The sequence below is a fragment of the Mariniflexile sp. genome (assembly GCF_052728615.1).
Genome location: NZ_JBFVFE010000038.1, coordinates 1 through 23,533 on the forward strand (window position 1 = coordinate 1; position 23,533 = coordinate 23,533).

Genomic DNA, 23,533 nt, shown 5'->3' on the forward strand with positions numbered 1-23,533 from the left:
TTATCCGAAAAGATTACTTTTACCACATAAAATAAATGTTTAAAATAGCAAATTAATCGCTTGCGGATTTAAGGTTTAATAATTTTTATAAAAATAATTATTTAATATAAATAATGCTGTTTTGGATAAGCTTTATATGTTAAAAAACTTCCTAAGTATAGCACTTTTATTTAGAACTGGTTTTAATTAAAACCTAAACTTAAGGATTTAAAACAAGAAGTTAAAATATGTTGCGTGTAATAGCTGGTAGTTTGATTTATTATACAAAACAACTATTAAAAAATAAGTTATCTATCCTGCACTATACTGTAGTGGATTGAAATTGAAAAAGTCCGTAGGATGTTTTTCATACAATTCCACTTTAAAACCTGCAAGCCACGGGTTGAAATATGTACTAAAATAACAGAACGCCATCGCTTACCACATCAGCATACCTAATTTTACAAAATAAGCAGGTATATATTTTTACTATATTGAATTCCTATCTATAAAATTAAAAGGCACTTTAAATTTCCCTTTTTCTTTATTCATGATCATATAAGCGGTTCTTTCCCCCATTACCTTAAAATCTGTTGATACTACGGTAATGCCAAGCAATTCCTTTAAAGGGGTATCATTATAAGAAATAACCCCTATATCTTTGCCTAAAACAAACTCATCCTCCCTAATCTGCTTTACTAAATTCACTAAATCCGCTTCTTCAATGGTAATGAACAAATCGCCTTTTTTAAGAACCATATCATCATAAACCTTATCTATAATTTCAAAATCAAGGGCGTTCTCAATACAAAATTTTCTAAAACCATGCAAAATTCTTCTCGGATATGGATAAACCGCTTTTTCAGGATACACTAAAACCAACTTCATATATTTTGATATTTTAGGCAATCCTTCTTTGAGAGCAAAATAAATATCATTTTCAAAATCCTGATAGATTTCAACAATATTACCTTCAATCGCTGGCTTAATATTATCTAAAATGATCAGCTTTTCAGTGGGTATTTTTTTTATGGCTTTTATGACTGGATCTGTGAAACTTACATGTTTTAAATCATCTGTTTTAAAATGGGGCATGATAACAAAATAATCGTATAGGGCTTTATACTTATCCAATAAATTCAAAAACAAAGATTCGTCACAGTGGTAAATATGCAGGTCTGTATGGGAATTTCCTCCAATACTATCTATAAAGGAATTATATGTTTTCATTTTGTAGGAACTCAATTTATTTATTAGAAACAGAATATTGACTTTAGAGATCAATTTAGTTCTTGAAATATAAAAGCCTTTTCCTCTTATTGATAAAATAATATTTCGCTCTTTCAAGATATTATAAGCTTTTTCTACCGTATCCCTGGACAAATAAAACTCTTCACTAAACATATTAATGGATGGGATTTTTTGATCGATGGTAAGATTCCCCACAGATATATTGTGTATTATAGAATCCACTATCTGCTGATATTTGGGGACCCTAGAATTATCATCAATTTTTATAAATTTCAAATTATCCATACACTTTTGTTTTTTTTATGATTACCGTTTTGTTTTTGGAAACACTTATTAAAATTACAACTATCTTCTTAGCAAGACAAGTCTAAACAAAGTTACTACCATTTGAAATTTGTCAAAATCCAAATAAAGGGCATCAATTGTACCATTCTGCTTTAACGAATTGTTCTTTGCTTCGGGCAATACGTTTCCTGAAGTTAATATTAATGACCAAAAAGTACGTTTAATAAAGCTACTAAAACAAGCAGTAAAATCTGTGCGTGCTATATTGGAACATAAAAAGTCCTGCTAAACAATAAACAATTAATTGAAATAAATAATTTTTTTATCTAATATTTATAAAAATATATACTGTGAATATATCGAAAATGAGTATTAACATTATACTTTTTTGGTAATTTTTTCAACATTTTAAGTAATTTACAGTACAGTACAGGATAGAAAAAATTTTATGTTGGTTTATTTTCGCTAAGAAATATTTTTAACAAATCTTATGAATACGATTACAAAAAAGTTTAAATACGTGGATTACCTTTGGGACGATAAAAAATCTGAAGCCCTAGGGGATGACCAAGTGGCCCAATTTTTATACCGTTCTAACATTTTGGGCGCCGATTTAAGAATCACCAATTACGGTGGCGGGAATACCAGTTGCAAGACCATTGAAAAAGATCCCTTAACAAATGAAGCCGTTGAGGTGATGTGGGTTAAAGGTTCTGGAGGTGATATAGGTACTTTAACACGTTCTGGAATTGCAGGTTTATACACCGGCAGATTACGGGATTTAAAAAATGTTTATGGTGGTTTAGAAGATGAGGACCGTATGGTCGCCCTTTTCAACCACTGCATTTACGATCTGGACAGTAAAGCGCCTTCTATTGACACACCGCTTCACGGATTATTGCCTTTTGCGCACATTGATCACCTGCATCCGGATGCTTTAATAGCTGTGGCCGCTGCAAAAGACAGTGAAAAAGTGACCAAGGAAATTTGGGGCGATACCATGGGATGGGTGCCTTGGCAACGGCCCGGGTTTGACCTAGGTCTTCAATTGGAAAAATGTTTGGCAGACAACCCCGGCATTAGAGGTATTATTTTGGGTAGCCACGGGTTGTTTACTTGGGGAGACACTTCTTATGAATGTTATATGAACAGTTTGGAAGTCATTGAAATGGCTTCGGAATATATTGAAAAAAAAATAAAAGAAAAGGGATCTGTTTTTGGCGGACAAAAAACACAAAGTCTTCCTAAAGAAGCACGCTTGGAAAAAGCTGCACAATTGATGCCATTATTAAGGGGATTATGTTCTTCTGAAAATAGAATGATTGGGCATTTTTCTGATAGCGATGTGGTATTGGAATTTATTAACAGCAATGATTTGGCTAGATTGGCACCATTGGGAACCTCTTGTCCAGACCATTTTTTAAGAACAAAAATACAGCCGTTGGTTTTAACCTTGGATGCTAATGAAGATTTAAAAGATTCTGAAGCCATTCTGAAAAAATTGGAACCTGCTTTTGAACAATATAGAAAAGAATACGCAGATTATTACAACACATGTAAAAAGGCCAATAGTCCTGCCATGCGCGATCCAAACCCTGTTATCATTATTTATCCGGGCGTTGGCATGTTCAGTTTTTCAAAAGACAAACAAACCACTAGAGTTGCTAGTGAATTTTACATAAACGCCATTAATGTGATGCGTGGCGCAGAGGCTATTACCTCTTATACATCATTACCAAGACAAGAAGCGTTTGATATTGAATACTGGTTATTGGAAGAAGCAAAACTTTCTAGAATGCCGAAAGAAAAACCATTATCGCGTAAAGTAGCTTTTGTTACTGGTGCTGGTGGTGGAATTGGCAAAGCGATAGCCGATAAACTGGCTGCAGAAGGTGCCAATGTGGTATTGACCGATATTAACGAAGACAGTTTAAAAGAAGCCCATGCTACTTACAAACGTGATGTTTCAACCTATGCGGTGTGCGACGTTACCCGTTACGATTCCATAAAGGAAGCCTATAAAAAAGCCTGTTTGGAATTTGGCGGTGTGGACATTATTGTGCACAGTGCTGGATTGGCAATTTCTAAATCAATTGAAGAAACTACCGAAAAAGACTGGGATATTTTACAAAACGTTCTAGTAAAAGGGCAGTTTGAATTGGCACAAGCTGGTGTTGAGGTGATGCGTAAACAAAATTTAGGTGGTAACTTTATTAGCATTGCCAGTAAAAACGGTTTAGTTGCAGGACCAAACAATGTGGCTTATGGCACCGCCAAAGCTGCACAACAACACATGGTGCGTTTATTGGCCGCTGAATTGGCAAAAGATAAGATTAGAGTGAATACAGTAAATCCAGATGGCGTTATTGTAGGAAGCAAAATTTGGGAAGGCGCTTGGGCAGAAGGTAGAGCAAAAGCGAACGGCATTACCGTAGAGGAACTGCCCGCTTTTTATGCAAAAAGAAACCTGTTGAATGAAATCATCACACCAGATGATATTGCAAATGGCGTGTTTTCTTTAGTTGGGATTTTGGATAAATCCACAGGAAACATCATCAATGTAGATGGTGGTATGGCAAATGCATTTGTAAGATAATAATTTTGAGTTAGTTTAGTTTGTTGAAAACTTCCATAGTATATCATAATATCTATGGAAGTTTTTTAAAAAAAAGAATCATGAAAATAGAACAGAACCACATCCAAGACGCCAACAAAAAAGCGCTTCAATCACATCAAGAACATATCGATTTTTTATCACATAGTTTAACCAGAAAGGGTGTTGATGTTGATAAAATAATCAAAAAACTACAAGACTTTCAAGTCGCTATACCCAGTTGGGCATTGGGCGCGGGCGGTACAAGATTTGGTCGGTTTTCATTTTATGGAGAGCCATCAAATCTGGAACAAAAAATAGAGGATGTGGGCTTAATACATAGCCTAACACAAACGGCAGGTGCCGTGTCGCTTCATATTCCTTGGGATATTCCTCAAGATTATAACGCTATCAAAGAATTGGCAAATGGTCTGGATATTAAGTTTGATGCCGTAAATTCCAACACGTTCCAAGACCAAAAGAATGCCAAAGAAAGCTATAAGTACGGTTCTTTGAGCAATATTAGTAAATCGGTTAGGGAACAAGCTATTCAGCATAACCTGGAAGTCATCAAAATTGGAGATAAATTAGGCTCAAAAAGCTTAACCGTTTGGTTGGCAGATGGATCGTGTTTTCCTGGGCAGAACAATTTTCAAACAGCACTTCAAAATACAGAGAACAGCTTAAAAGAAATTTATAAAGGCTTACCGACCGATTGGAGCATGCTTATAGAATACAAACCTTACGAACCTAATTTTTACAGTACGGTTATACAGGATTGGGGCACATCGTTTATGTTGGCGAATGCCTGTGGAGAGAAAGCGTTTTCGTTGGTAGATTTAGGGCATCATTTACCAAATAGCAATATCGAACAAATTGTTTCCATTTTAATGCTAAAAGGCAAACTTGGTGGTTTTCACTTTAACGACAGCAAATATGGTGACGACGATTTAACCGTTGGAAGCATTAAACCTTATGCCTTATTCCTTATTTTTAACGAATTGGTTTACGGCATGCAGAACAACCCACAAAACCCCGATTTGGCGTGGATGATCGATGCGAGCCATAATGTAAAAGATCCTTTGGAAGATTTGATACAATCATTGGATGCCATTCAGGAAGCTTATGCAAAAGCGCTTTTGGTGGATCAAAATGCTCTAAAAACAGCACAACAAGAAAACGATGTGGTAAAATGCCAGGAGATTTTGCAGGATGCATACAGAACAGATGTAAGACCTCTATTGGCCAAAGCCCGCTTGGATAAAGGTGGTGCCCTAAGCCCCATACATGCATATCGCAGTTTGGATGTTAGAAACCAACTTATTAGAGAGCGTGGTAAAGATACCAAAGCCACTGGATTGTAGGTTACTTGTAGTTTATGGGTTTACAGGGTTATGGGTTTATTAGTTTATGGGTTTATGGGTTTATGGGTTTATGGGTTTATGAAAAATATCGCTTTAATAACTTAATAATCAATAATATAATAACTATTAAAAAGCAAAATAGCTGCAAAAGATTTAATCTTATAATAAAGTGCAAAGTTTCAACCAACACTTGTTACCAATGAAACCATGATAGATGTAACCGCCGTTTTTGATATTGGCAAAACCAATAAAAAATTCTTTCTGTTTGATACCGATTTCAAGGAAGTCTATAAAGAATACATCATTTTTGATGAGATTACGGATGAAGACGGCCATCCTACCGAAAACTTGCCCGCTTTACAAAAGTGGTTAAAGGACGTATTCAACCGTATTCTGGAAGCATCGGAATACAATGTGCAAGCCATTAATTTTTCAACCTATGGCGCCAGTTTTGTGCACTTGGATGAAAATGGCGAGGTACTTACACCACTTTATAATTATACCAAGCCGCTGGACGGGAATTTGATAACTTCTTTTCTTGAAACCTATGGTCCAAAGGAACAGTTCCTTAAAACCATAGGTTGCTACGATTTGAGTATGCTGAATTCGGGCATGCAACTCTATTGGTTAAAGCAACAAAAACCTGAACTTTTCAGCAAAATAAAATATTCGCTGCACTTGCCGCAATACCTAAGTTACATTTTTACGGGTATTCCGTTAAGCGAATTTACCAGTATTGGCTGCCATACCGCACTTTGGGATTATACAAAAAAAGATTACCACGAGTGGGTTTATAAAGAAAAGCTAAACACCATATTGCCCCCCATAGTTTCTACCGAAACGAGCATCAACATGAACTACAATGGTAAACGTATCAAAATTGGCGTGGGCATACATGATAGTTCTGCGGCATTATTGCCATATGTAAGGAGCATCAAGAAAAAATTTGCCTTGGTCTCAACTGGTACTTGGAGCATCACTTTCAATCCTTTCACAGAAAATACAGTCTCAGAAAACTCCATAAACTACATGCGCATCAATGGAAAACCGGTAAAGGCAACCCGCCTGTTTTTAGGAAACGAATACAAAATACAGGTGAGTAAATTAGATACCTATTTTGGAGTTTTGGAAGACTACCACCGTCATGTACAATTTGATTATGATACCTATTTTGAAATCAATAGAAATTTTGAATACATGTTTAAATGGGAAAGTATTTCAGATGAAAACATGCCTTCGGAAACCAAAATACCTTTCAAAAATTTTGAACAGGCTTACCATCAATTAATGACCGAATTGGTATTGCTTCAAATAAAAAGTATAAAAAGCGCCATTGGTGAAGATGATATAAAAAGACTGTATGTTGATGGCGGTTTTAGCAACAACGACCTGTACATTAAACTACTGTCACACCATTTTAGGGATAAAAAATTACTGACCACAGATTCGTCCTTAGGCTCTGCTTTAGGCGCTGCAATCTCGATATCTGATACCCAGTTAAATTCAAAGTTCTTAAAAAAGAACTATGCACTAAAAAAACACGTACCATTTATCATCAATTAGTGTAAATATAAAAGCTCCAACATTAAAATGTCAATCAAGAAAAAATTCATTCACCCAAGAAATCAAATAACAGAAGTTATAGATCGGATTTACAGACGGGGCATGACCACCACATCGGGTGGTAACATCTCTATAATAGATGAAAATGGCGATATTTGGGTAACGCCTTCTGCCATAGACAAAGGATCTTTAAGAGCTTCGGATATTATTTGTGTGAAAAAAGACGGAACTGTTATTGGCAAACACAAACCATCATCAGAATTTCCTTTTCACAAAGCTATTTATGAAGCGCGTCCAGACATCAAGTCTATTATCCACGCGCATCCTCCTGCTTTGGTTTCTTTTAGTATTGTTCGGCAAATACCAAACACCAACATCATATCCCAAGCAAAATATATTTGTGGCCCTATTGGGTATGCAGAATACGAATTGCCCGGAAGCGAGCAATTAGGTCATGTTATTGCAGAAGAATTTAAAAAAGGCTACAAGGCCATAATTATGGAAAATCACGGAACCGTTTTAGGAGGAAGTGATTTGTCTGATGCCTTTGAACGTTTTGAAACATTGGAATTTTGTGCGCGTACCATTATATATGGATCTCAAATAGGAACCCCAAATTATTTAACAGATGCCCAAATTGAAAAATTTGAAGCACAAGTTCCATCCATGATTCCAGAAATGGAAACCACCGATTATCCTGCCGATGAACTTGAAAAACGTGCGGAAATTTGTAAAATTGTGCAACGTGCCTGCCAACAAGGGTTGATGATAAGTTCTTACGGAACCGTTTCCATGCGTTGGAAGGGTAACGATTTTTTAATTTCGCCGACCAATATGAACCGATGGGATATGGATATTGAAGATGTGGTTCAAATAAAAGGAGGGAAAAGGGAAAAAGGAAAAACACCTAGTAGGGCCACTTGGATACATGAAGTAATTTACAAAAACAATCCGAAGGTAAACTCTATTATCATGACGCAATCACCGTATTTAATGTCTTTTGGGGTTACAAGAACACACTTAAATGTACGGACGATTCCTGAAAGCTGGATTTTTTTACAGGACATTTCCATTATGGAATATGGCTCCCATTTTAAAACTAACATGGATTCTGAAATCACAAAAAATTGCCATACCGCTTTGATCATTGAAAACGACTCTGTAATGATAACTGGCGACAAATTGCTGCAAACTTTTGATTATCTTGAAGTAGCCGAATTCAGTGCCAAGTCTATTGTATTAGGTCATTCATTAGGTAACATGGTGCCAATAAATGATAATCAAGTTGAAGATCTACGCAAAAAGTTTTTAGTATAAGTATAGCCTTTAGTTTTATAACATTTAAAAAAAACGCCCCTTTATGAAAATTAAGAGAATTATATTTGCAACTATCTGTTCTATTGTAATTTTTTACTAGCGATGGATTACCTAACATTGAAAAAGGATGAAATCAAGAAGTATGGTATTATTGATTATTAGCATATTAATTTTACAAACTTTTAATTAATTTAGACTAAAAATCCCACATGACCTATCGTTTATTTGTTCATATTATTTTTTTAATGATGCCATTTGTTTCAGTTAACGCACAACTACTTTCAGAAAAAAACAATTTCACGAGACAAGACACTTTAAGGGGCTCCATTACCCATGAGCGTTCTTGGTGGGACTTAACCTATTACCATTTAGATATTAAAATAAATCCGGATGACAAATATATTTCTGGAAAAAATACCATTCAGTATAAAGTTTTAGAAAATAAAAATGTCATGCAAATTGATTTGCAACCCCCTTTAAAAATCAAGAAAGTGCTTCAAAACAACGAAGAATTAATTGTAAAACATGATGGGAATGCGCATTTCATCACGTTAAAAAGCAATCAAACCGTTGGAAGTCTTCAAAATATAGAAGTCTATTACGAAGGGCATCCAAAAGAAGCCGTTAATGCGCCTTGGGATGGTGGTTTTTCATGGAAAAAAGATAAAAACGGCAATCATTTTGTGGCAACTTCTTGCCAAGGTTTGGGCGCCAGTGTTTGGTGGCCCAATAAAGACCACATGTATGATGAGGTGGATAGCATGCTTATAAGTGTAAACGTGCCTAAAAATTTAGTGGAGGTATCCAATGGTAGGTTACGTAAAATTGAAGAATTTACTGATACAAAAACCTACCATTGGTATGTGGCCAATCCTATTAATAATTATGGAGTAAACGTAAATATTGGCGACTATGTTCATTTTTCTGAAATATATGATGGTAAAAACGGGAATTTGGACATGGATTACTACGTGTTACGGGATAATCTAAAAAAAGCGAAAGAACATTTTAAGGATGCACCAAAAATGATGAAGGCCTTCGAGCATTGGTTCGGGCCCTACCCGTTTTATAAGGATGGTTTTAAACTCGTGGAAGTGCCCTATTTGGGTATGGAACACCAAAGTTCCGTAACCTATGGAAACAACTATATGAAGGGCTATTTAGGTAACGATCTATCTGGCACGGGTTGGGGTTTAAAGTTCGATTTTATTATTATCCATGAATCTGGGCATGAATGGTTCGCCAATAACATTACCTATAAAGATATTGCAGACATGTGGATCCATGAGAGTTTTACAGCCTACTCCGAGAATCTGTTTTTAGATTATTACTACGGAAAAAAAGCATCGGCAGATTATGTCATTGGAACCAGAAATGGCATTGCAAACGACAGACCCATTATTGGTTTTTACAACGTTAACAATGAAGGTTCGGGCGACATGTATTATAAAGGCGCCAATATGCTCCATACATTACGCCAATTGATTGAAGATGATGAAAAATGGCGACATATTTTACGTGGTTTAAACAGTACTTTTTATCATCAAACGGTTACTACACAACAAATTGAAAACTATCTCTCAAAAGAATCGGGAATTGATTTGACCGCATTTTTCAATCAATATTTAAGAACTATAAAAATTCCCGCTTTAGAATATAAAATTGAAAATAAGCAGCTTAAATATAGATGGACAAACAGTGTTGGGAATTTTGATATGCCCATTCAAGTAACCATTAACGAAAAAGAACAATGGCTGTTTCCGAAAGCAGATTGGAAAACAATGCCACTGAACTCTAATGCCACTACTTTAACAATAGATCCTGATTTTTATGTTTATGTGAAAAAGCTATAATAATCATGGAAATACCTGAACATTATTTTAAAACAGAAGAGGAATGGCGCCATTGGCTGCATGAAAATCATGCGTCCTACAAAGGCATCTATTTGATTTTTTATAAGGTTGAACATGAAAATGCTTCCATGCGTTGGGAAGAAGCAGTGAAAGTGGCGTTATGCTATGGATGGATAGATTCTACTATGAAAAGTTTGGGCAACGGGAAACGCCGACAATATTTCACTCCCAGAAATGAAAAAAGCGTTTGGAGCGCTTTAAACAAACGACATATTGAAGAGCTGATTGCTGAAAATTTAATGCACGAAAGCGGCCTTAAAAAAATTGAAACAGGAAAAAAAAATGGAAGTTGGATAGCTTTGGATGCTGTTGAAAATGGCATCATCCCTGAAGATTTACAAAAGGAATTTGATAAAAACCCGAGAGCTTTTGAAAACTACCAGAGTTTTGCAACTTCGTACCGCAAAAGTTATTTGTATTGGCTGAATCAGGCAAAACGTGAAGATACCAGAACAAAACGCATTACTGAAATCATCCAATTATGCACCAAAAATATTAAATCTAGGAATAGCCGATGATTGGTTACTAAAATGGTTTATACCTACAAGTCCCGATAGCAATCGGGATTTAAAACATAAGCGTTCGGAAATTGAAAATTTTTTGATAAACCGTTCCCCTCCTTGGAGGGGCTAGGGGTGGGTTTTATATTTTTCGGCTCATTTAAAATATGGTTATATTGATTGACCCACCCCTAACCCCTCCCAAGAGGGAATTAAATAACGTTTGATTGGTTACTAACATAACTCATACCTAAAAGGTGGGGTGTCAAATTTGTGCGTATTCATAAAAAATCGTTCGGTCTGTTTTTTAAACTTTTTCGGTGTTAAAAACCTAAAAAGCTAGTAAAATAAAGACTTTAGGTCATTTTTAAATTCATTATTGAAGATAAAAAAGAGAACGAATTTTAAATTTTAGATACTTCAAATTTGACACCCCACCTACAAGGTTTTTGATCCCGATTGCTATTGGGACTTGTAGAAAAAATAAATTTTGTTAGATTATGCTTATTCTTAAAAAATATAAAAATGTCATCTAATTAAAATAGTTGTTTCTCTTGACCCCTCCGCCCATCGGCACCTCCCCTTAAAAAAAGGGGAGGAATTATTGAGGGGGCTTGTTTTTATGGATTTGAGCTTGATTAAATTTTTGTCATGATTTAAATGCCGCTTATAAAACTTCCATAAGGATCTTTAAAGTGTGTACCCTCCGTAAACCTGAATTTACTTAGTTGCTTAAACTCTACCAAAGCCCAAAGAACAAATTCCTTAACAAAATAGCTATCTTCTTTTGATAGGTTCGGTTGATGTTCGCCCAATAAATCATTCAAAGGCGAAATACCATCCAATAAACTTTTATACTCTTTATCCCTAACGTCATCCAATAATTCAAATCCATCTTTTTGGTTAAAAAACCAGGACACAATATCATCATAAGGTGTTTCTTGGGTTTCCTTTTTCAATTTTTCAATTTTCGGAAAGAACTCTTCAAACAGGCTTTTTACGGCTTCTCCAATTAAATTATAGGCAACCACGGCAGCTCCTTCCTGTTCACCTTCATAAACCAATTCTACTTTTCCTGTTATCGATGGAATGATGCCCACAAAATCGCTTAATCGAACGGTGGTTTTTTCATCACCAACCATTAACGCGCGACGCTCGGCAGTACTCAATAAATTCTCTAAAGCCGTAATACTCAACCGCGCGCTCACGCCACTTTTTGCATCAATAAAATCACTTTCCCTAGCTTCAAAAACGATTTGCTCCAATAAATCCCGAGCCAAATCTGGAACCGTTATGGTTTGCTTTTGCGACTCGACCAATTTAGCCTCTTGCTCTGTGATTAAGCGTGCGGTTTCAATATCTACCGGATAATGCGTTAATATTTGCGACCCAATTCTATCCTTTAAAGGGGTTACAATACTTCCCCTGTTGGTATAATCCTCTGGGTTTGCGGTAAACAAAAACTGGATATCCAAAGGCAACCGCAACTTAAAACCTCTAATTTGCACATCGCCTTCCTGCAAAATATTGAACAGTGCCACTTGAATTCTGGCCTGTAAATCCGGTAATTCATTAATAACGAAAATACAACGGTTTGCACGTGGTATCATGCCGTAATGAATCACGCGATCATCGGCATAACTCAATTTTAAATTGGCGGCTTTTATCGGGTCCACATCGCCAATAATATCGGCTACCGTAACATCGGGCGTTGCCAGTTTTTCGGCGAAACGCTCGCTTCTATGCAACCAAGCAATCGGTGTGCTGTCTCCTTTTTCTTTGATAAGCTCTTTTGCAAATCTTGAAATAGGCTTCAACGGGTCATCATTGATTTCAGAACCTTCCACAAACGGAATGTACTCATCCAACAAATTAAGCATCAAACGCGCCAATCGTGTTTTGGCTTGTCCCCTTAATCCCAATAAATTAATGTTGTGTCTAGAAAGAATCGCTCGTTCCAATTCTGGAATAACGGTATTTTCATACCCATGTACGCCTTCAAAAGTGGTTTCTTTATTTTTTATTTTCTGAATCAGATTATCACGTAATTCATCCTTTATGGATTTTGATTGATACCCTGCTTTTTTTAATTCGCCTAATGTTTTTCTCTCCCTAACCCTCTCCGAAGGAGAGGGAACCGATATGTGATTACTCATATTTCTAAATTTTGATTTTTTATGGTTTTTATAATCGAGTGCTATAATGTTTCTATTTACAATTTTTCACTCCTGTTTTTTTGCGCTTTTTGCGTCTGGGCTCCTCCCCTTCGGGGAGGTCGGGTGGAGATTATCCCCTAATCCGCTTCTTCCTATTCGTCTCGTAATCCTCAAAAATCATTTCGCCTAAACCTTGTAATCCTGTATAAAATGCTTTCCCTTGGTTGGCTTGGGTAAATTCACGCACGAACTGCATCAAATACTGATCTTGTGCAATCATAAAAGTTGTAATGGGAATATGTAATCGTCGTGCTTGTTGTGCCATCGCATAACATTTATTGGTTATGTATGGATTAAGCCCGTTACTGTCCTTATAATATTGACCATCAGGCATGCGCAAACAACTTGGTTTGCCGTCGGTTATCATAAAAATCTGTTTGTTGGTATTACGCTTTCTGCGGAGTAAATCCATCGCTAATTGCAAGCCTGCAACGGTGTTGGTATGGTAAGGGCCTACTTTTAAATAGGGTAAATCCTTAATTTCTATTTGCCACGCATCATTTCCAAACACCAAAATATCCAAGGTGTCTTTTGGATAGCGTGTGGTGATGAGTTCTGCCAATGCCATTGCCACTTTTTTGGCCGGTGTAATGCGGTCTTCACCATAAAGAATCATGCTATGGCTAATATCGATCATTAATACCGTGCTCATTTGAGATTTATGGAGGGTTTCCTCTACCACCAAATCGTCTTCAGAAATACTGAAATCGCCAATACCATGGTTGATTTGTGCGTTCTTTAAACTCTCAGTCATAGAAACTTTATCGAGAGCGTCACCAAACTGATAGTTTCTAAAATCGCCCGTATGCTCATCGCCTATTCCAGGGCTTTTACTTTTATGGTTGCCTTGGCCACTTCGCTGTATATTCCCGAAAATTTGATCTAATGCTTGTTGGCGAACGGCGCGTTCGGTTTTGGCAGTGATTGCCATACCACCATTTCCGTCAGGATCCATTTCTTCTCTTATATAGCCTTTCTTTTTAAGATCCTCAATAAAATCGTCAATGGTATATTCCGCAGTGGTAAGTTTGTATTCCTTGTCCAATTCGCGCAACCAATCAATGGCTTCGTCAAAATCGCCCGAAGTATGTGTGATCAACTCTTTGAAAATATCAAAAAGTTTTTCAAATGGAGATTGATAGGGCGTTTCATATTTTTTAAATACAAAACCTTTCCTAGAAGTTTTATGGTTTGTCATAGCTGTATAAAAATACTATATTTTTATACAAAAGAGCGTGGAATTGAATCAGATTTATCTATACTTTAACAAGTAAATGATATGGGGCTACTCTACCCGCCTTAATTCTTCTAAATCCTTTATCCTAATTTGTTTCCCCATGGTATCTATCAAGTCTTCTTTTTTAAATTGGGACAAGACCCTAATAGCCGATTCGGTTGCCGTACCCACCATATTTGCAAAATCTTCGCGGGACAACAACACGCTTAACGTGCCATCAGGATTTGTTCCGAAGCTATCATTTATATATATTAAAGTTTCTGCCAAGCGTTGTCTTACAGATTTTTGCGCCATATTGACTATAATATCATCGGCTTCGCGTAAATCGTGTGCCATTTCCCTTAAAACATCAAATGAAAATTTCGCATTGTTTTGAAGACTGTTGATAATTTCGTTTCTGGGTATAAAGCAGACTTCCATATCGTTTAAAGCCACTGCCTGCAAATTGGAGCTTTCTTCACTTATAAGGGAGCGTTGGCCAATCAACTGTCCTCTTACAACCATTTTTACTATTTGGTCTTTTCCGTTGGCACTCAATTTGGAGAGTTTACAAATACCATCCCTAACGCAGTAGATACCGTTTAAAACCTCGCCTTCTTCAAAAATAACCTCGCCTTTTTTAATGGTTCTAGATGTTTTGCAATTAGAAATTCGGACAAGCTCTTCTTTAGTTAAAGATCTAAGCGCGTTAAATTGTTTGATGATGCATTGTTCACACTTTCCCATTATTGATAATTGAAAGTTTTAATATTAAAATTTGTAAAACCTCGGTTTTAATGAAGCACTAAAAACGGCACCTCTTTGTAATAACGGATTTTATTGACCGTGGGATGGAACAATATCCGCTGAAAATAATTTAGATTTTTAGCCAGCATGGTTATTAATTTAATGCCTCTATCATCTACAAATTGTTGCACGGCATTTTCAATATGCTTATTGGTTAAAAAATGAAAACTGTGGGTGTAATTAGTAAAGTAATCATCCAAATATTCCTTGTTTTTTTGCTGATCTTCATTAAATTCCACACCACGTTTATTAACGTGCAATACACTAACTTTTGCATTGTTGGCTTCAATAATATCCAATATAGGCTGTAAGGTTTCTGGTCGGTAAAAAATTGAGAAATCTGTTGGGAACGCAATTTCATTGGGTACTGTATATTTGGCGTTTTCTGGCACTACCATGGTGGCGCATTTTACCTTTGTAATAACATTGCCGGCATTAGTGCCTATGGCCAGATTGTTAAACCCGGAAGCCCCCTTGGTACCCATCACAATCAGGTTTATTTTATGTAGTGTAACCTGTTGCCTGATGGAATCGATGATGTAATTACTGTCGGAAATTGTAAAAAACCTGTGGTTTGGGTTTTTAGGAAAATGCTCGTGAATCCGTTTTAAGGTTTCCTGCAACATTTTTTTTGGAGGTTTGGTCAATGTTTCAGCAACCCCACCAACATGTTGTACACACGAAGTTTTGGCAGCTACCAATGCTCCTACTGTATTTACATGTAACAAATAAAAATTACAGGAAGATTTACTAAAAAAGTGAAGTGCATATACTATGGCATTCCACGAGTTTTCAGAAAAATCTGTTGGTATTAAAATGTTCTTCATGCATTTGTCTTCTAAAAAACAAAAGTAAAAGCATGGTTTTTAATTAAATATGACCAAAATCATACTTGGTATTTATTACAGCAAATTAAGTGATTTGCTCTAGCTTATTAATGTCTAAAATCTTAATATTCCTGCCTTCAATTTCAATAAGCCCCAAATCTTTGAAGCTTGAAAGTGTCCTAATCAAACTTTCAATGGCTATACCGGCTACACTCGCTAAATCGTTTCGCGAAATCCTAATGGCATCGTTGGGTTTGTAGTTAAGCTTTTCGGCAAATTTCAGTATGGTGGTTGCTGTTCTTTTTTTAACCGAACTGTATGCCATTTGCAACAATTGGTCTTTTACAAGGGTTAAATCATCGGATAACAGCTGTATAAGCTCTAAAGTTACGTTATGGTTTATGTTAAGTACATTTATAAGTTCATTTTTAGAAAGCGCTAGCAATTTTGAATCTTTTATAGCGGTTGCCGTTTCTTGGTAGGTCATGTTTTGCGTAAAGGAGGTATAACCGAACAAATCGTCTTCTTTATACAATGCGGTGGTTAAATCTTTGCCTTGTTCGTCCAACTTATGGCACTTTATCAATCCTTTGGATATCAAGAATATGTTATTGGAATTTTGTCCTTCTTCGTAAATCACATCGCCTTTGGCATAGGCTATTTCATTCCCATTATCATCAAAAAAGTTTTTAAGGTCGTTAAGCGTTCTAAGTTCATCCTCTTTGTTAGCATTGGAGCTTTCTTGGATTTCGCCACTTCTGTCCTTTAAAATGGCGGCTTTGGCCAACCTGCTTTCTATGGCACTCACAAGTTCATCTTCTTCAAAAGGTTTGGTTATATAATCGTCGGCCCCCAAATCCATGCCTTTTCTAACATCCTTTCGCTCTGTTTTTGCCGATAGAAATATAAACGGGATGTGTTTTGTGCTTTCATTTTTAGCCAAGGCTTCCAACACACCGTACCCGTCAAGTTCGGGCATCATAATATCGCAAATTATAATATTTGGCAAATCATTTTTAGCTATTTCCAATCCTATTTTTCCGTTGGGCGCTGTTATTACGTTGTAATTGGATAGTTCCAGCAATTCCGCCGTGTTTTCCCTTAAAACAACATCGTCCTCTATCAATAATATTTTTCTCATGGTTTGGCTTTATTGGGTATTACAAATATAAACTCGCTTCCTTTATTTTCTTCACTAACAAAACTTATGGTGCCTCCCAGGTTTTCCAAGTGGCTTTTTACAATGTTCAACCCAATGCCCGTGCCTTGTGTAAGCAATGCATTTTCAGCCCTAAAATAACGATTAAATACGCTTTTTTGGTCGTTTGCAGGAATGCCTATGCCGTTATCCCGGATTTTAAAAGTAGTCCGTTTTTCGTCTTGTTTTATATTGATATCCACTAAAGTGTTTTCAGAGGAATACTTAATGGCATTGTGCACCAGGTTGGACAATGCCAACTCTACAATTTTTTCATCCTGAAACATCGAATAATCATCAATATTCTCGGGGTAATTGATAATTTGGCCTTCTTTTAAAAGCATATTGGCATTGTAAACCACTTCGTTGACCACTTTACTTATTTTAAAGCTGTTTAACTTGTAACTGATTTTTCCTGTCTCTAACTTTTCAATGGACAAAAAGTCGTTTAAGATATTGTTTAGATAATGCACTTTGTCTGAAATTGTTTTTACGTGTTTATCCCGTTTTTCCTGTTGTTCGGCCAACTTATATTTTCCCAACAACATGGCCGAAGTTAAAATACCGCTCAACGGTGTTTTAAACTCGTGAGAGACTAATGATAAAAATTTGGTTTTTAATTCGTTAAGTTCCTTTTCTTTTTTAAGGGCTTCTTTGGTCTTGTTTTGGGCCTCAATGCGCTTTTTTATTTCTGCATCGCGCTGTAGGTTTACCGTTTTTAATGCTTCTACGGTATTGCTCAATTCCGTGGTGCGTTCTATAACCTTCCGTTCTAATTTGGTATTGAGTTCCAATAGCTGAAGTTCTTGGTGTTTGCGTATTGAAATATCAATTACCAAAGCCATGATAAAAGATTCGCCATTAATTCCCAAAGGATTTAAACCCGCTTCCACAGGAAACTCGCTCCCATCTTTACGGGCGCCATACAAATCCCGCCCATGCCCCATTTGCCTGCTTTCTTTTTGCTCCATAAAACCCTCAACATGGGCACCGTGGGCAGCACGGTATTTTTGTGGAATCAAAACATTGAGTTCTTGGTTTGCAAGTTCCGGTTTGGTGTAGCCAAACATACGTTCTGCCGAGGCATTGGTGGCTACAATTTTTTGATGGCTATCTACTACAATAACACCTTCTGATACAGCTTCAAAAAGCACATTGAAAATATCTTTGTCGTTCGGAACCATTAAAGCACAGGTTTTTTAAAATTCTTGAAAATGACTAAATGTATGCAGGTGCCCTTTAAAACCGAAAGCTGAACAAATGGACTTTTAATAAATGGATTGAAATGGCACATACTTAAAATTGAACTTTGGTAAAAATAAAAAAAACATGACAAATATCATATTTATTAATCACATCATTTTTACTTTTGTTATCAGGTATAAATTGAGCAAATAATAAATGGGCAAGCACAGATGTTTCCATTGTGGTTTAGATGCTGCATCTTCTATAATTACGTTTGATGAAAAAGAATTTTGTTGTAATGGTTGTAAAACTGTTTACGAGATTTTTTCCGATAACGATTTAACCTGTTATTACGACCTACAAAACGCACCAGGAGCCACGCCCAAAGACATTGAAGGCAAATACAATTTCCTGGAAAATTCGAAAATCATTGAGCAACTTCTGGAATTTAATGATGGCAACACCCAAATTATTACGCTTTATATTCCGCACATCCATTGCAGTTCGTGTATTTGGATTCTGGAAAACCTCAACAAATTAAACCCTTCCATAAGCGCATCCATGGTAAATTTTGGTAAAAAAACCGTTCGGGTCAGTTTTAATGCCGAAACGCTTTCGCTAAAAAACCTCGTTGCCCTATTAAGTAGCGTTGGTTACGAACCATTTATAAGTTTGGACGATTACAGCGTTGGAAAAAAACACATAGACCGCTCGTTGATTTATAAACTGGGAATTGCTGGTTTTGCCTTTGGAAACGTTATGTTTTTATCGTTTCCGGAGTATTTTGAAGTCGGCGAATTTTGGTTGGAACAGTTCAAACCCATGTTTAGATGGCTTATGTTCGCATTTTCCGTGCCCGTTGTTTTTTATTCAGCGCAAGATTATTTTATTTCTGCATTCAAAGGTCTTCGTTCCAAAATTTTGAATATAGATGTGCCCATTGCGTTGGGTGTTTCCGTTTTATTCATTAGAAGTACTTTTGAAATCAGTTTCGATACCGGTTCGGGCTTTTTCGATAGCTTAACCGGGCTTGTTTTCTTTTTATTGCTGGGGAAATTTTTTCAGCAGAAAACATACGCCTTTTTATCGTTTGAACGCGATTACAAATCCTATTTCCCTATCGGGATTACCAAAATAACTTCGGAAGGAAAGGAAGAATCCGTTCAAGTGTATGATATTGAAAAAGGCGACCGACTTTTAATCAGGAATGAAGAACTGATTCCTGTGGATTGCATTTTGATAAAAGGAACCGCACGAATTGATTACAGTTTTGTTACGGGCGAATCTAAATCGGTTTCAAAACAATCGGGCGATAAATTGTTTGCTGGCGGCAAACAAGTGGATGGCAGTATTGAGGTGGATGTTCTAAAATCGGTGGAACAAAGTTACCTGACCCAACTTTGGAGCAATGATGTGTTTAAAAAAGATAAATCGCTGGCATTCACAAACATTACCAACCAAATAAGTAAACGGTTTACCATCAGTATTTTAATCATCGCCATTTTAGCCACTACGTTTTGGTTGGTAGAAGATTCCAGCAAAGCCTTAAACGTTTTTACATCGGTTTTAATCATTGCCTGCCCCTGTGCGTTGGCTTTGGCAGCGCCTTTTACTTTCGGGAATGTCTTGCGTATTTTGGGGAAGCGGAAATTCTATTTAAAAAACGCCAGTGTTATTGAGCAACTCGCTAAAATAAACACCATTATTTTCGATAAAACGGGCACCATTACCGCCAATAAGGAAACGACCATTAGCTATGAGGGTTTGGAACTTTCACAGGATGAAGAATCACTATTAAAAAGCACGTTGCGCGGTTCCAACCATCCATTGAGCCGGTCGTTGTACAGTCTCTTAAACGAGCATGATATTTTAACTTTAGATACCTACGAAGAATATTTGGGCAAAGGTATTGAAGCTAAATATAAAAATAGCAACATCAAAATAGGTTCGGCACCTTTTGTGGGTTTTGCAACAGATTCTACTTTACTAAACACGGCTGTCCATATAAGTGCCAATAATAAGTACAAAGGTAAGTTTACGTTTTACAATGCCTATAGAAAAGGACTTTCCCATTTGTTCAACGAGTTGAAAAAGGATTATGATCTGGTCATTCTTTCAGGCGATAATGCAGGCGAACAAGAGAACTTAACCAAATTATTGCCCGCAAAAACAAAACTACTTTTTAACCAAAAGCCAGAAGACAAACTCGAATACATCAAATACCACCAAAGCGAAGGCGCTAAAGTATTGATGATTGGCGACGGACTGAACGATGCCGGTGCTTTGGCACAAAGTGATGTTGGTATTGCCATTTCGGAAAATGTCAATGTGTTTTCGCCCGCTTGCGATGCTATTTTGGATGCCTCAAAATTCAATCAATTATATAATTTCATTAGAGTTTCAAAATCCGCTATAAAAATTATCAAATGGAGTTTTGTACTTTCATTTATTTATAATAGTATTGGACTTTATTTTGCAGTAACTGGGCAATTATCACCTGTGGTCGCCGCCATTTTAATGCCATTAAGCTCTATAAGCATTGTGGCTTTTACTACGGTTGCCACGAATATAATCCCCACCCTAACCCTCCCCGAGGGGGAGGGAACCAAGACGGGAACGAACTCTAAAAAAAGTTTAAAAGTTTGAGTAAGCACATAAAGTTCCATTCCCTTCAGGGAAGGCTTGTGAGAGAAATTTAAAAGTTTGAGTAAGCACATCACGGTTCCATCCCCTTCGGGGAGGGTTAGGGTGGGGAAAACAATTTAAACATGACAATTGTCATATTTTAAGAAACACGATGAAAGTAATTTTGAACCATAACTTCAAGTAGGTATGAGTGTTATTTATATTTTATTAGCTATAAGCATTGTTGTAGCTGTTGGGTTTTTTATAGCCTTTATTGTGGCTGTAAAAAGCGGACAGTTTGATGATAGTTACACCCCTTCCGTTCGCATGTTGTTTGAAGACGAACTCGTAAAAGAAAAACCAAAAAAATCAGTACTAACCAATAAAGATTAACAAGTATTACTATGAAATCGCTACCACAAAAATCAATTAAAACTAAAAAATCATCTAGCGATTGCATAAGACCTTTGAAAATCAAATAATTATTTACTTATGAAAATGCAACAATTTCATTACGATAATAAAATCGTTACAAAGTTTATTTATGCCACCATTATTTTTGGCGTCGTGGGAATGGCAGTGGGCTTATTGCTAGCATTGATGTTCTTATTTCCCAACTTAACCGATGGTATTTCATGGTTAAGTTTTGGTCGTTTAAGACCATTGCATACCAATGCCGTTATTTTTGCATTTGTGGGAAATGCCATGTTTGCCGGTATTTATTACTCGCTGCAACGCTTGCTAAAAGCACGTATGGCTAGCGACCTTTTAAGTAACATCAACTTTTGGGGTTGGCAACTTATTATTGTTGCTGCCGCTATTTCGCTGCCATTAGGCTATACAAGTTCTAAAGAATATGCCGAACTGGAATGGCCCATCGATATTGCCATTGCTTTAGTTTGGGTGGTTTTTGGTATTAATATGATCTGGACCATTTTAAAACGTCGCCAACGCCATTTATATGTCGCTATTTGGTTTTACATCGCCACGTTTGTTACCGTTGCGGTGCTTCATATTTTTAATAGTTTGGAACTTCCTGTAAGTGCCATGAAAAGTTATTCGGTGTACGCTGGCGTTCAAGATGCCTTGGTGCAATGGTGGTACGGCCACAATGCCGTGGCATTCTTTTTAACCACGCCATTTTTAGGATTGATGTACTATTTTGTTCCCAAAGCAGCCAACAGACCGGTGTACTCATATAGACTTTCTATTATTCACTTTTGGTCGTTAATATTCATTTATATCTGGGCAGGTCCTCACCATTTATTATATACCGCTTTACCGGAATGGGCACAAAACTTAGGGGTTGCGTTTTCCGTGATGCTTTTAATGCCATCTTGGGGTGGTATGATAAACGGCTTATTGACCCTGCGTGGTGCTTGGGATAAAGTACGTACCGACCCAGTTTTAAAATTCTTTGTGGTGGCCATTACCGGCTATGGGATGGCAACCTTTGAGGGTCCCGCGTTATCACTTAAAAACGTGAATGCCATTGCCCACTTCACCGATTGGATCATTGCTCACGTACACGTAGGTGCTTTGGCTTGGAACGGTTTTATGGCGTTTGGTATTATTTATTACTTAATACCGCGCTTGTTTAAAACCAAATTATACTCTATTGGTTTAGCTAATTTGCACTTTTGGTTGGGCACACTGGGTATCATTATGTATGCTTTACCACTTTATGTTGCTGGGTTTACACAGGCCAGCATGTGGAAACAATTCAATCCTGATGGTACTTTAACTTACGGTAACTTTTTGGAAACCGTAACCGAAATTATGCCTATGTACTGGATGCGTGCCATTGGCGGTACCCTATATATTACCGGTATGTTCATTTTAGTTTACAACGTTATTGTTACTGTTAAAAATGGCAATAAAGTTGAAGATGAACTGGCCGAAGCTCCAGCTCTGGAACGTGTTACCAAAAAACGTACTGCTGGCGAAGGATGGCACTCGTGGTTGGAAAGAAGACCTGTGCAATTGACCCTTTTGGCCACCGTTGCTATTTTAATTGGTGGTATCATACAGATTGTACCCACCATTATGGTAAAATCGAACATCCCGACCATATCAAGTGTGAAACCATACACGCCTTTGGAATTGGAAGGTCGCGATATTTACATCCGTGAAGGTTGCGTGGGTTGCCATTCGCAAATGATTCGTCCTTTTAGAAGTGAAGTGGAACGTTATGGCGACTACTCAAAAGCTGGGGAATACGTCTATGACCATCCTTTTTTATGGGGAAGCAAGCGTACGGGTCCCGATTTACATAGAGTGGGTGCTAAATATTCAGACAACTGGCACTTTAACCACATGTACGATCCGCAAAGTACCTCATCGGGTTCTATCATGCCCCGTTACCCTTGGTTGATTAAAAACGAATTGGATAAGTCCAATATCGAAACTAAAATGAGAGCCATGGTAACCTTGGGTGTTCCCTATACAGATGAAGACATTGCCAATGCACAGAAAAGCATGTTGGATCAAGGCACTAAAATTGAGCAAAACCTCTATACCGATCCGGATTTTGTGAATTCGTATGAAGCAGATAAAAAATATGCATCCGAAAATCAGGAGTCATTTGTAGAAATGAAAAACCGTGAAATTGTTGCCGTTATTGCTTATTTGCAACGCTTGGGAACCGATATTCATGTAGAAACAGCTAAAAACCAACCCTAAAAACCAAAAACC

At 36.9% G+C, this 23,533-nt stretch carries 16 protein-coding genes; 9 read left to right on the forward strand and 7 right to left on the reverse strand.

The genetic code is table 11. The annotated features are described in order from the left end of the window. Positions 1–468: 468 nt before the first annotated feature. Entirely contained in the window at positions 469–1,515 is a 1,047-nt protein-coding gene (locus ACU1LP_RS13635; RefSeq protein ID WP_445736518.1) for a GntR family transcriptional regulator, read from the reverse strand. Between the two features lie 490 nt (positions 1,516–2,005). On the opposite strand from ACU1LP_RS13635, the gene ACU1LP_RS13640 reads away from it, so the two are divergent. The 6 genes from ACU1LP_RS13640 (at position 2,006) to ACU1LP_RS13665 (ending at position 10,783) form a co-directional block, all read left to right on the forward strand. Further along, positions 2,006–4,111 carry a bifunctional aldolase/short-chain dehydrogenase gene (locus ACU1LP_RS13640; RefSeq protein WP_445736519.1) on the forward strand — a complete coding sequence of 702 codons (2,106 nt, stop codon included), beginning with the start codon at positions 2,006–2,008 and terminating at the stop codon, positions 4,109–4,111. Positions 4,112–4,191: 80 nt separating this feature from the next. Then, positions 4,192–5,472 (forward strand): sugar isomerase, encoded by a 1,281-nt coding sequence (locus ACU1LP_RS13645; protein WP_445736520.1) that lies wholly within the window; start codon positions 4,192–4,194, stop codon positions 5,470–5,472. A gap of 207 nt (positions 5,473–5,679) precedes the next feature. Next, on the forward strand, positions 5,680–7,035 hold the full coding sequence (locus tag ACU1LP_RS13650) for an FGGY-family carbohydrate kinase (protein ID WP_445736521.1): 1,356 nt from the start codon (positions 5,680–5,682) through the stop codon (positions 7,033–7,035). Positions 7,036–7,062: 27 nt separating this feature from the next. Then, positions 7,063–8,352 carry a class II aldolase/adducin family protein gene (locus ACU1LP_RS13655; protein ID WP_445736522.1) on the forward strand — a complete coding sequence of 430 codons (1,290 nt, stop codon included), beginning with the start codon at positions 7,063–7,065 and terminating at the stop codon, positions 8,350–8,352. Between the two features lie 209 nt (positions 8,353–8,561). Then, the gene (locus tag ACU1LP_RS13660) at positions 8,562–10,205 is read left to right on the forward strand and encodes a M1 family metallopeptidase (protein ID WP_445736523.1); all 1,644 of its coding nucleotides are present in this window, start codon (positions 8,562–8,564) and stop codon (positions 10,203–10,205) included. A gap of 5 nt (positions 10,206–10,210) precedes the next feature. Then, positions 10,211–10,783, forward strand: a complete 573-nt coding sequence (locus ACU1LP_RS13665; protein ID WP_445732479.1) for a YdeI/OmpD-associated family protein — start codon at positions 10,211–10,213, stop codon at positions 10,781–10,783. A gap of 638 nt (positions 10,784–11,421) precedes the next feature. Here ACU1LP_RS13665 and ACU1LP_RS13670 read toward each other — a convergent pair. From ACU1LP_RS13670 to ACU1LP_RS13695, 6 genes are all read right to left on the reverse strand, one after another. Then, on the reverse strand, positions 11,422–12,921 hold the full coding sequence (locus ACU1LP_RS13670) for a magnesium chelatase (protein WP_445736524.1): 1,500 nt from the start codon (positions 12,919–12,921) through the stop codon (positions 11,422–11,424). A 130-nt stretch (positions 12,922–13,051) separates the two neighbouring features. Continuing rightward, positions 13,052–14,179: a vWA domain-containing protein gene (locus tag ACU1LP_RS13675; RefSeq protein ID WP_445736525.1), complete on the reverse strand. Its 1,128-nt coding sequence runs from the start codon at positions 14,177–14,179 to the stop codon at positions 13,052–13,054. A gap of 87 nt (positions 14,180–14,266) precedes the next feature. Beyond that, positions 14,267–14,944 carry a Crp/Fnr family transcriptional regulator gene (locus ACU1LP_RS13680; RefSeq protein WP_445736526.1) on the reverse strand — a complete coding sequence of 226 codons (678 nt, stop codon included), beginning with the start codon at positions 14,942–14,944 and terminating at the stop codon, positions 14,267–14,269. Positions 14,945–14,991: 47 nt separating this feature from the next. Beyond that, a complete protein-coding gene (locus ACU1LP_RS13685) occupies positions 14,992–15,831 on the reverse strand; it encodes a universal stress protein (protein ID WP_445736527.1) in 840 nt (279 codons plus the stop codon). 85 nt (positions 15,832–15,916) lie between these two features. Beyond that, positions 15,917–16,972 carry a response regulator gene (locus ACU1LP_RS13690; RefSeq protein ID WP_445736528.1) on the reverse strand — a complete coding sequence of 352 codons (1,056 nt, stop codon included), beginning with the start codon at positions 16,970–16,972 and terminating at the stop codon, positions 15,917–15,919. After that, positions 16,969–18,213 (reverse strand): PAS domain-containing sensor histidine kinase, encoded by a 1,245-nt coding sequence (locus tag ACU1LP_RS13695; protein WP_445736529.1) that lies wholly within the window; start codon positions 18,211–18,213, stop codon positions 16,969–16,971. The genes ACU1LP_RS13690 and ACU1LP_RS13695 overlap by 4 nt, the downstream gene beginning before the upstream one ends. Positions 18,214–18,430: 217 nt before the next feature. Here ACU1LP_RS13695 and ACU1LP_RS13700 point away from each other — a divergent pair, with 217 nt between their 5' ends. The 3 genes from ACU1LP_RS13700 (at position 18,431) to ccoN (ending at position 23,521) form a co-directional block, all read left to right on the forward strand. Then, positions 18,431–20,860, forward strand: a complete 2,430-nt coding sequence (locus ACU1LP_RS13700) for a heavy metal translocating P-type ATPase (RefSeq protein ID WP_445736530.1) — start codon at positions 18,431–18,433, stop codon at positions 20,858–20,860. Positions 20,861–21,046: 186 nt separating this feature from the next. Further along, positions 21,047–21,232 (forward strand): cbb3-type cytochrome oxidase assembly protein CcoS, encoded by a 186-nt coding sequence (gene ccoS / locus ACU1LP_RS13705; protein ID WP_445736531.1) that lies wholly within the window; start codon positions 21,047–21,049, stop codon positions 21,230–21,232. 99 nt (positions 21,233–21,331) lie between these two features. Then, a complete protein-coding gene (gene ccoN / locus ACU1LP_RS13710) occupies positions 21,332–23,521 on the forward strand; it encodes a cytochrome-c oxidase, cbb3-type subunit I (protein WP_445736532.1) in 2,190 nt (729 codons plus the stop codon). Positions 23,522–23,533: the final 12 nt, after the last annotated feature.

Bases quoted from the DNA above. Each gene is read 5' to 3' on its own strand.
- ACU1LP_RS13660 (WP_445736523.1), top strand. From the start codon at position 8,562: ATGACCTATCGTTTATTTGTTCATATTATTTTTTTAATGATGCCATTT.
- ACU1LP_RS13700 (WP_445736530.1), top strand. From the start codon at position 18,431: ATGGGCAAGCACAGATGTTTCCATTGTGGTTTAGATGCTGCATCTTCT.
- ACU1LP_RS13670 (WP_445736524.1), bottom strand. From the start codon at position 12,921: ATGAGTAATCACATATCGGTTCCCTCTCCTTCGGAGAGGGTTAGGGAG.
- ACU1LP_RS13655 (WP_445736522.1), top strand. From the start codon at position 7,063: ATGTCAATCAAGAAAAAATTCATTCACCCAAGAAATCAAATAACAGAA.
- ACU1LP_RS13695 (WP_445736529.1), bottom strand. From the start codon at position 18,213: ATGGTTCCGAACGACAAAGATATTTTCAATGTGCTTTTTGAAGCTGTA.
- ACU1LP_RS13650 (WP_445736521.1), top strand. From the start codon at position 5,680: ATGATAGATGTAACCGCCGTTTTTGATATTGGCAAAACCAATAAAAAA.
- ACU1LP_RS13675 (WP_445736525.1), bottom strand. From the start codon at position 14,179: ATGACAAACCATAAAACTTCTAGGAAAGGTTTTGTATTTAAAAAATAT.
- ccoS (WP_445736531.1), top strand. From the start codon at position 21,047: ATGAGTGTTATTTATATTTTATTAGCTATAAGCATTGTTGTAGCTGTT.
- ACU1LP_RS13640 (WP_445736519.1), top strand. From the start codon at position 2,006: ATGAATACGATTACAAAAAAGTTTAAATACGTGGATTACCTTTGGGAC.
- ccoN (WP_445736532.1), top strand. From the start codon at position 21,332: ATGAAAATGCAACAATTTCATTACGATAATAAAATCGTTACAAAGTTT.
- ACU1LP_RS13665 (WP_445732479.1), top strand. From the start codon at position 10,211: ATGGAAATACCTGAACATTATTTTAAAACAGAAGAGGAATGGCGCCAT.
- ACU1LP_RS13685 (WP_445736527.1), bottom strand. From the start codon at position 15,831: ATGAAGAACATTTTAATACCAACAGATTTTTCTGAAAACTCGTGGAAT.
- ACU1LP_RS13645 (WP_445736520.1), top strand. From the start codon at position 4,192: ATGAAAATAGAACAGAACCACATCCAAGACGCCAACAAAAAAGCGCTT.
- ACU1LP_RS13690 (WP_445736528.1), bottom strand. From the start codon at position 16,972: ATGAGAAAAATATTATTGATAGAGGACGATGTTGTTTTAAGGGAAAAC.
- ACU1LP_RS13680 (WP_445736526.1), bottom strand. From the start codon at position 14,944: ATGGGAAAGTGTGAACAATGCATCATCAAACAATTTAACGCGCTTAGA.
- ACU1LP_RS13635 (WP_445736518.1), bottom strand. From the start codon at position 1,515: ATGGATAATTTGAAATTTATAAAAATTGATGATAATTCTAGGGTCCCC.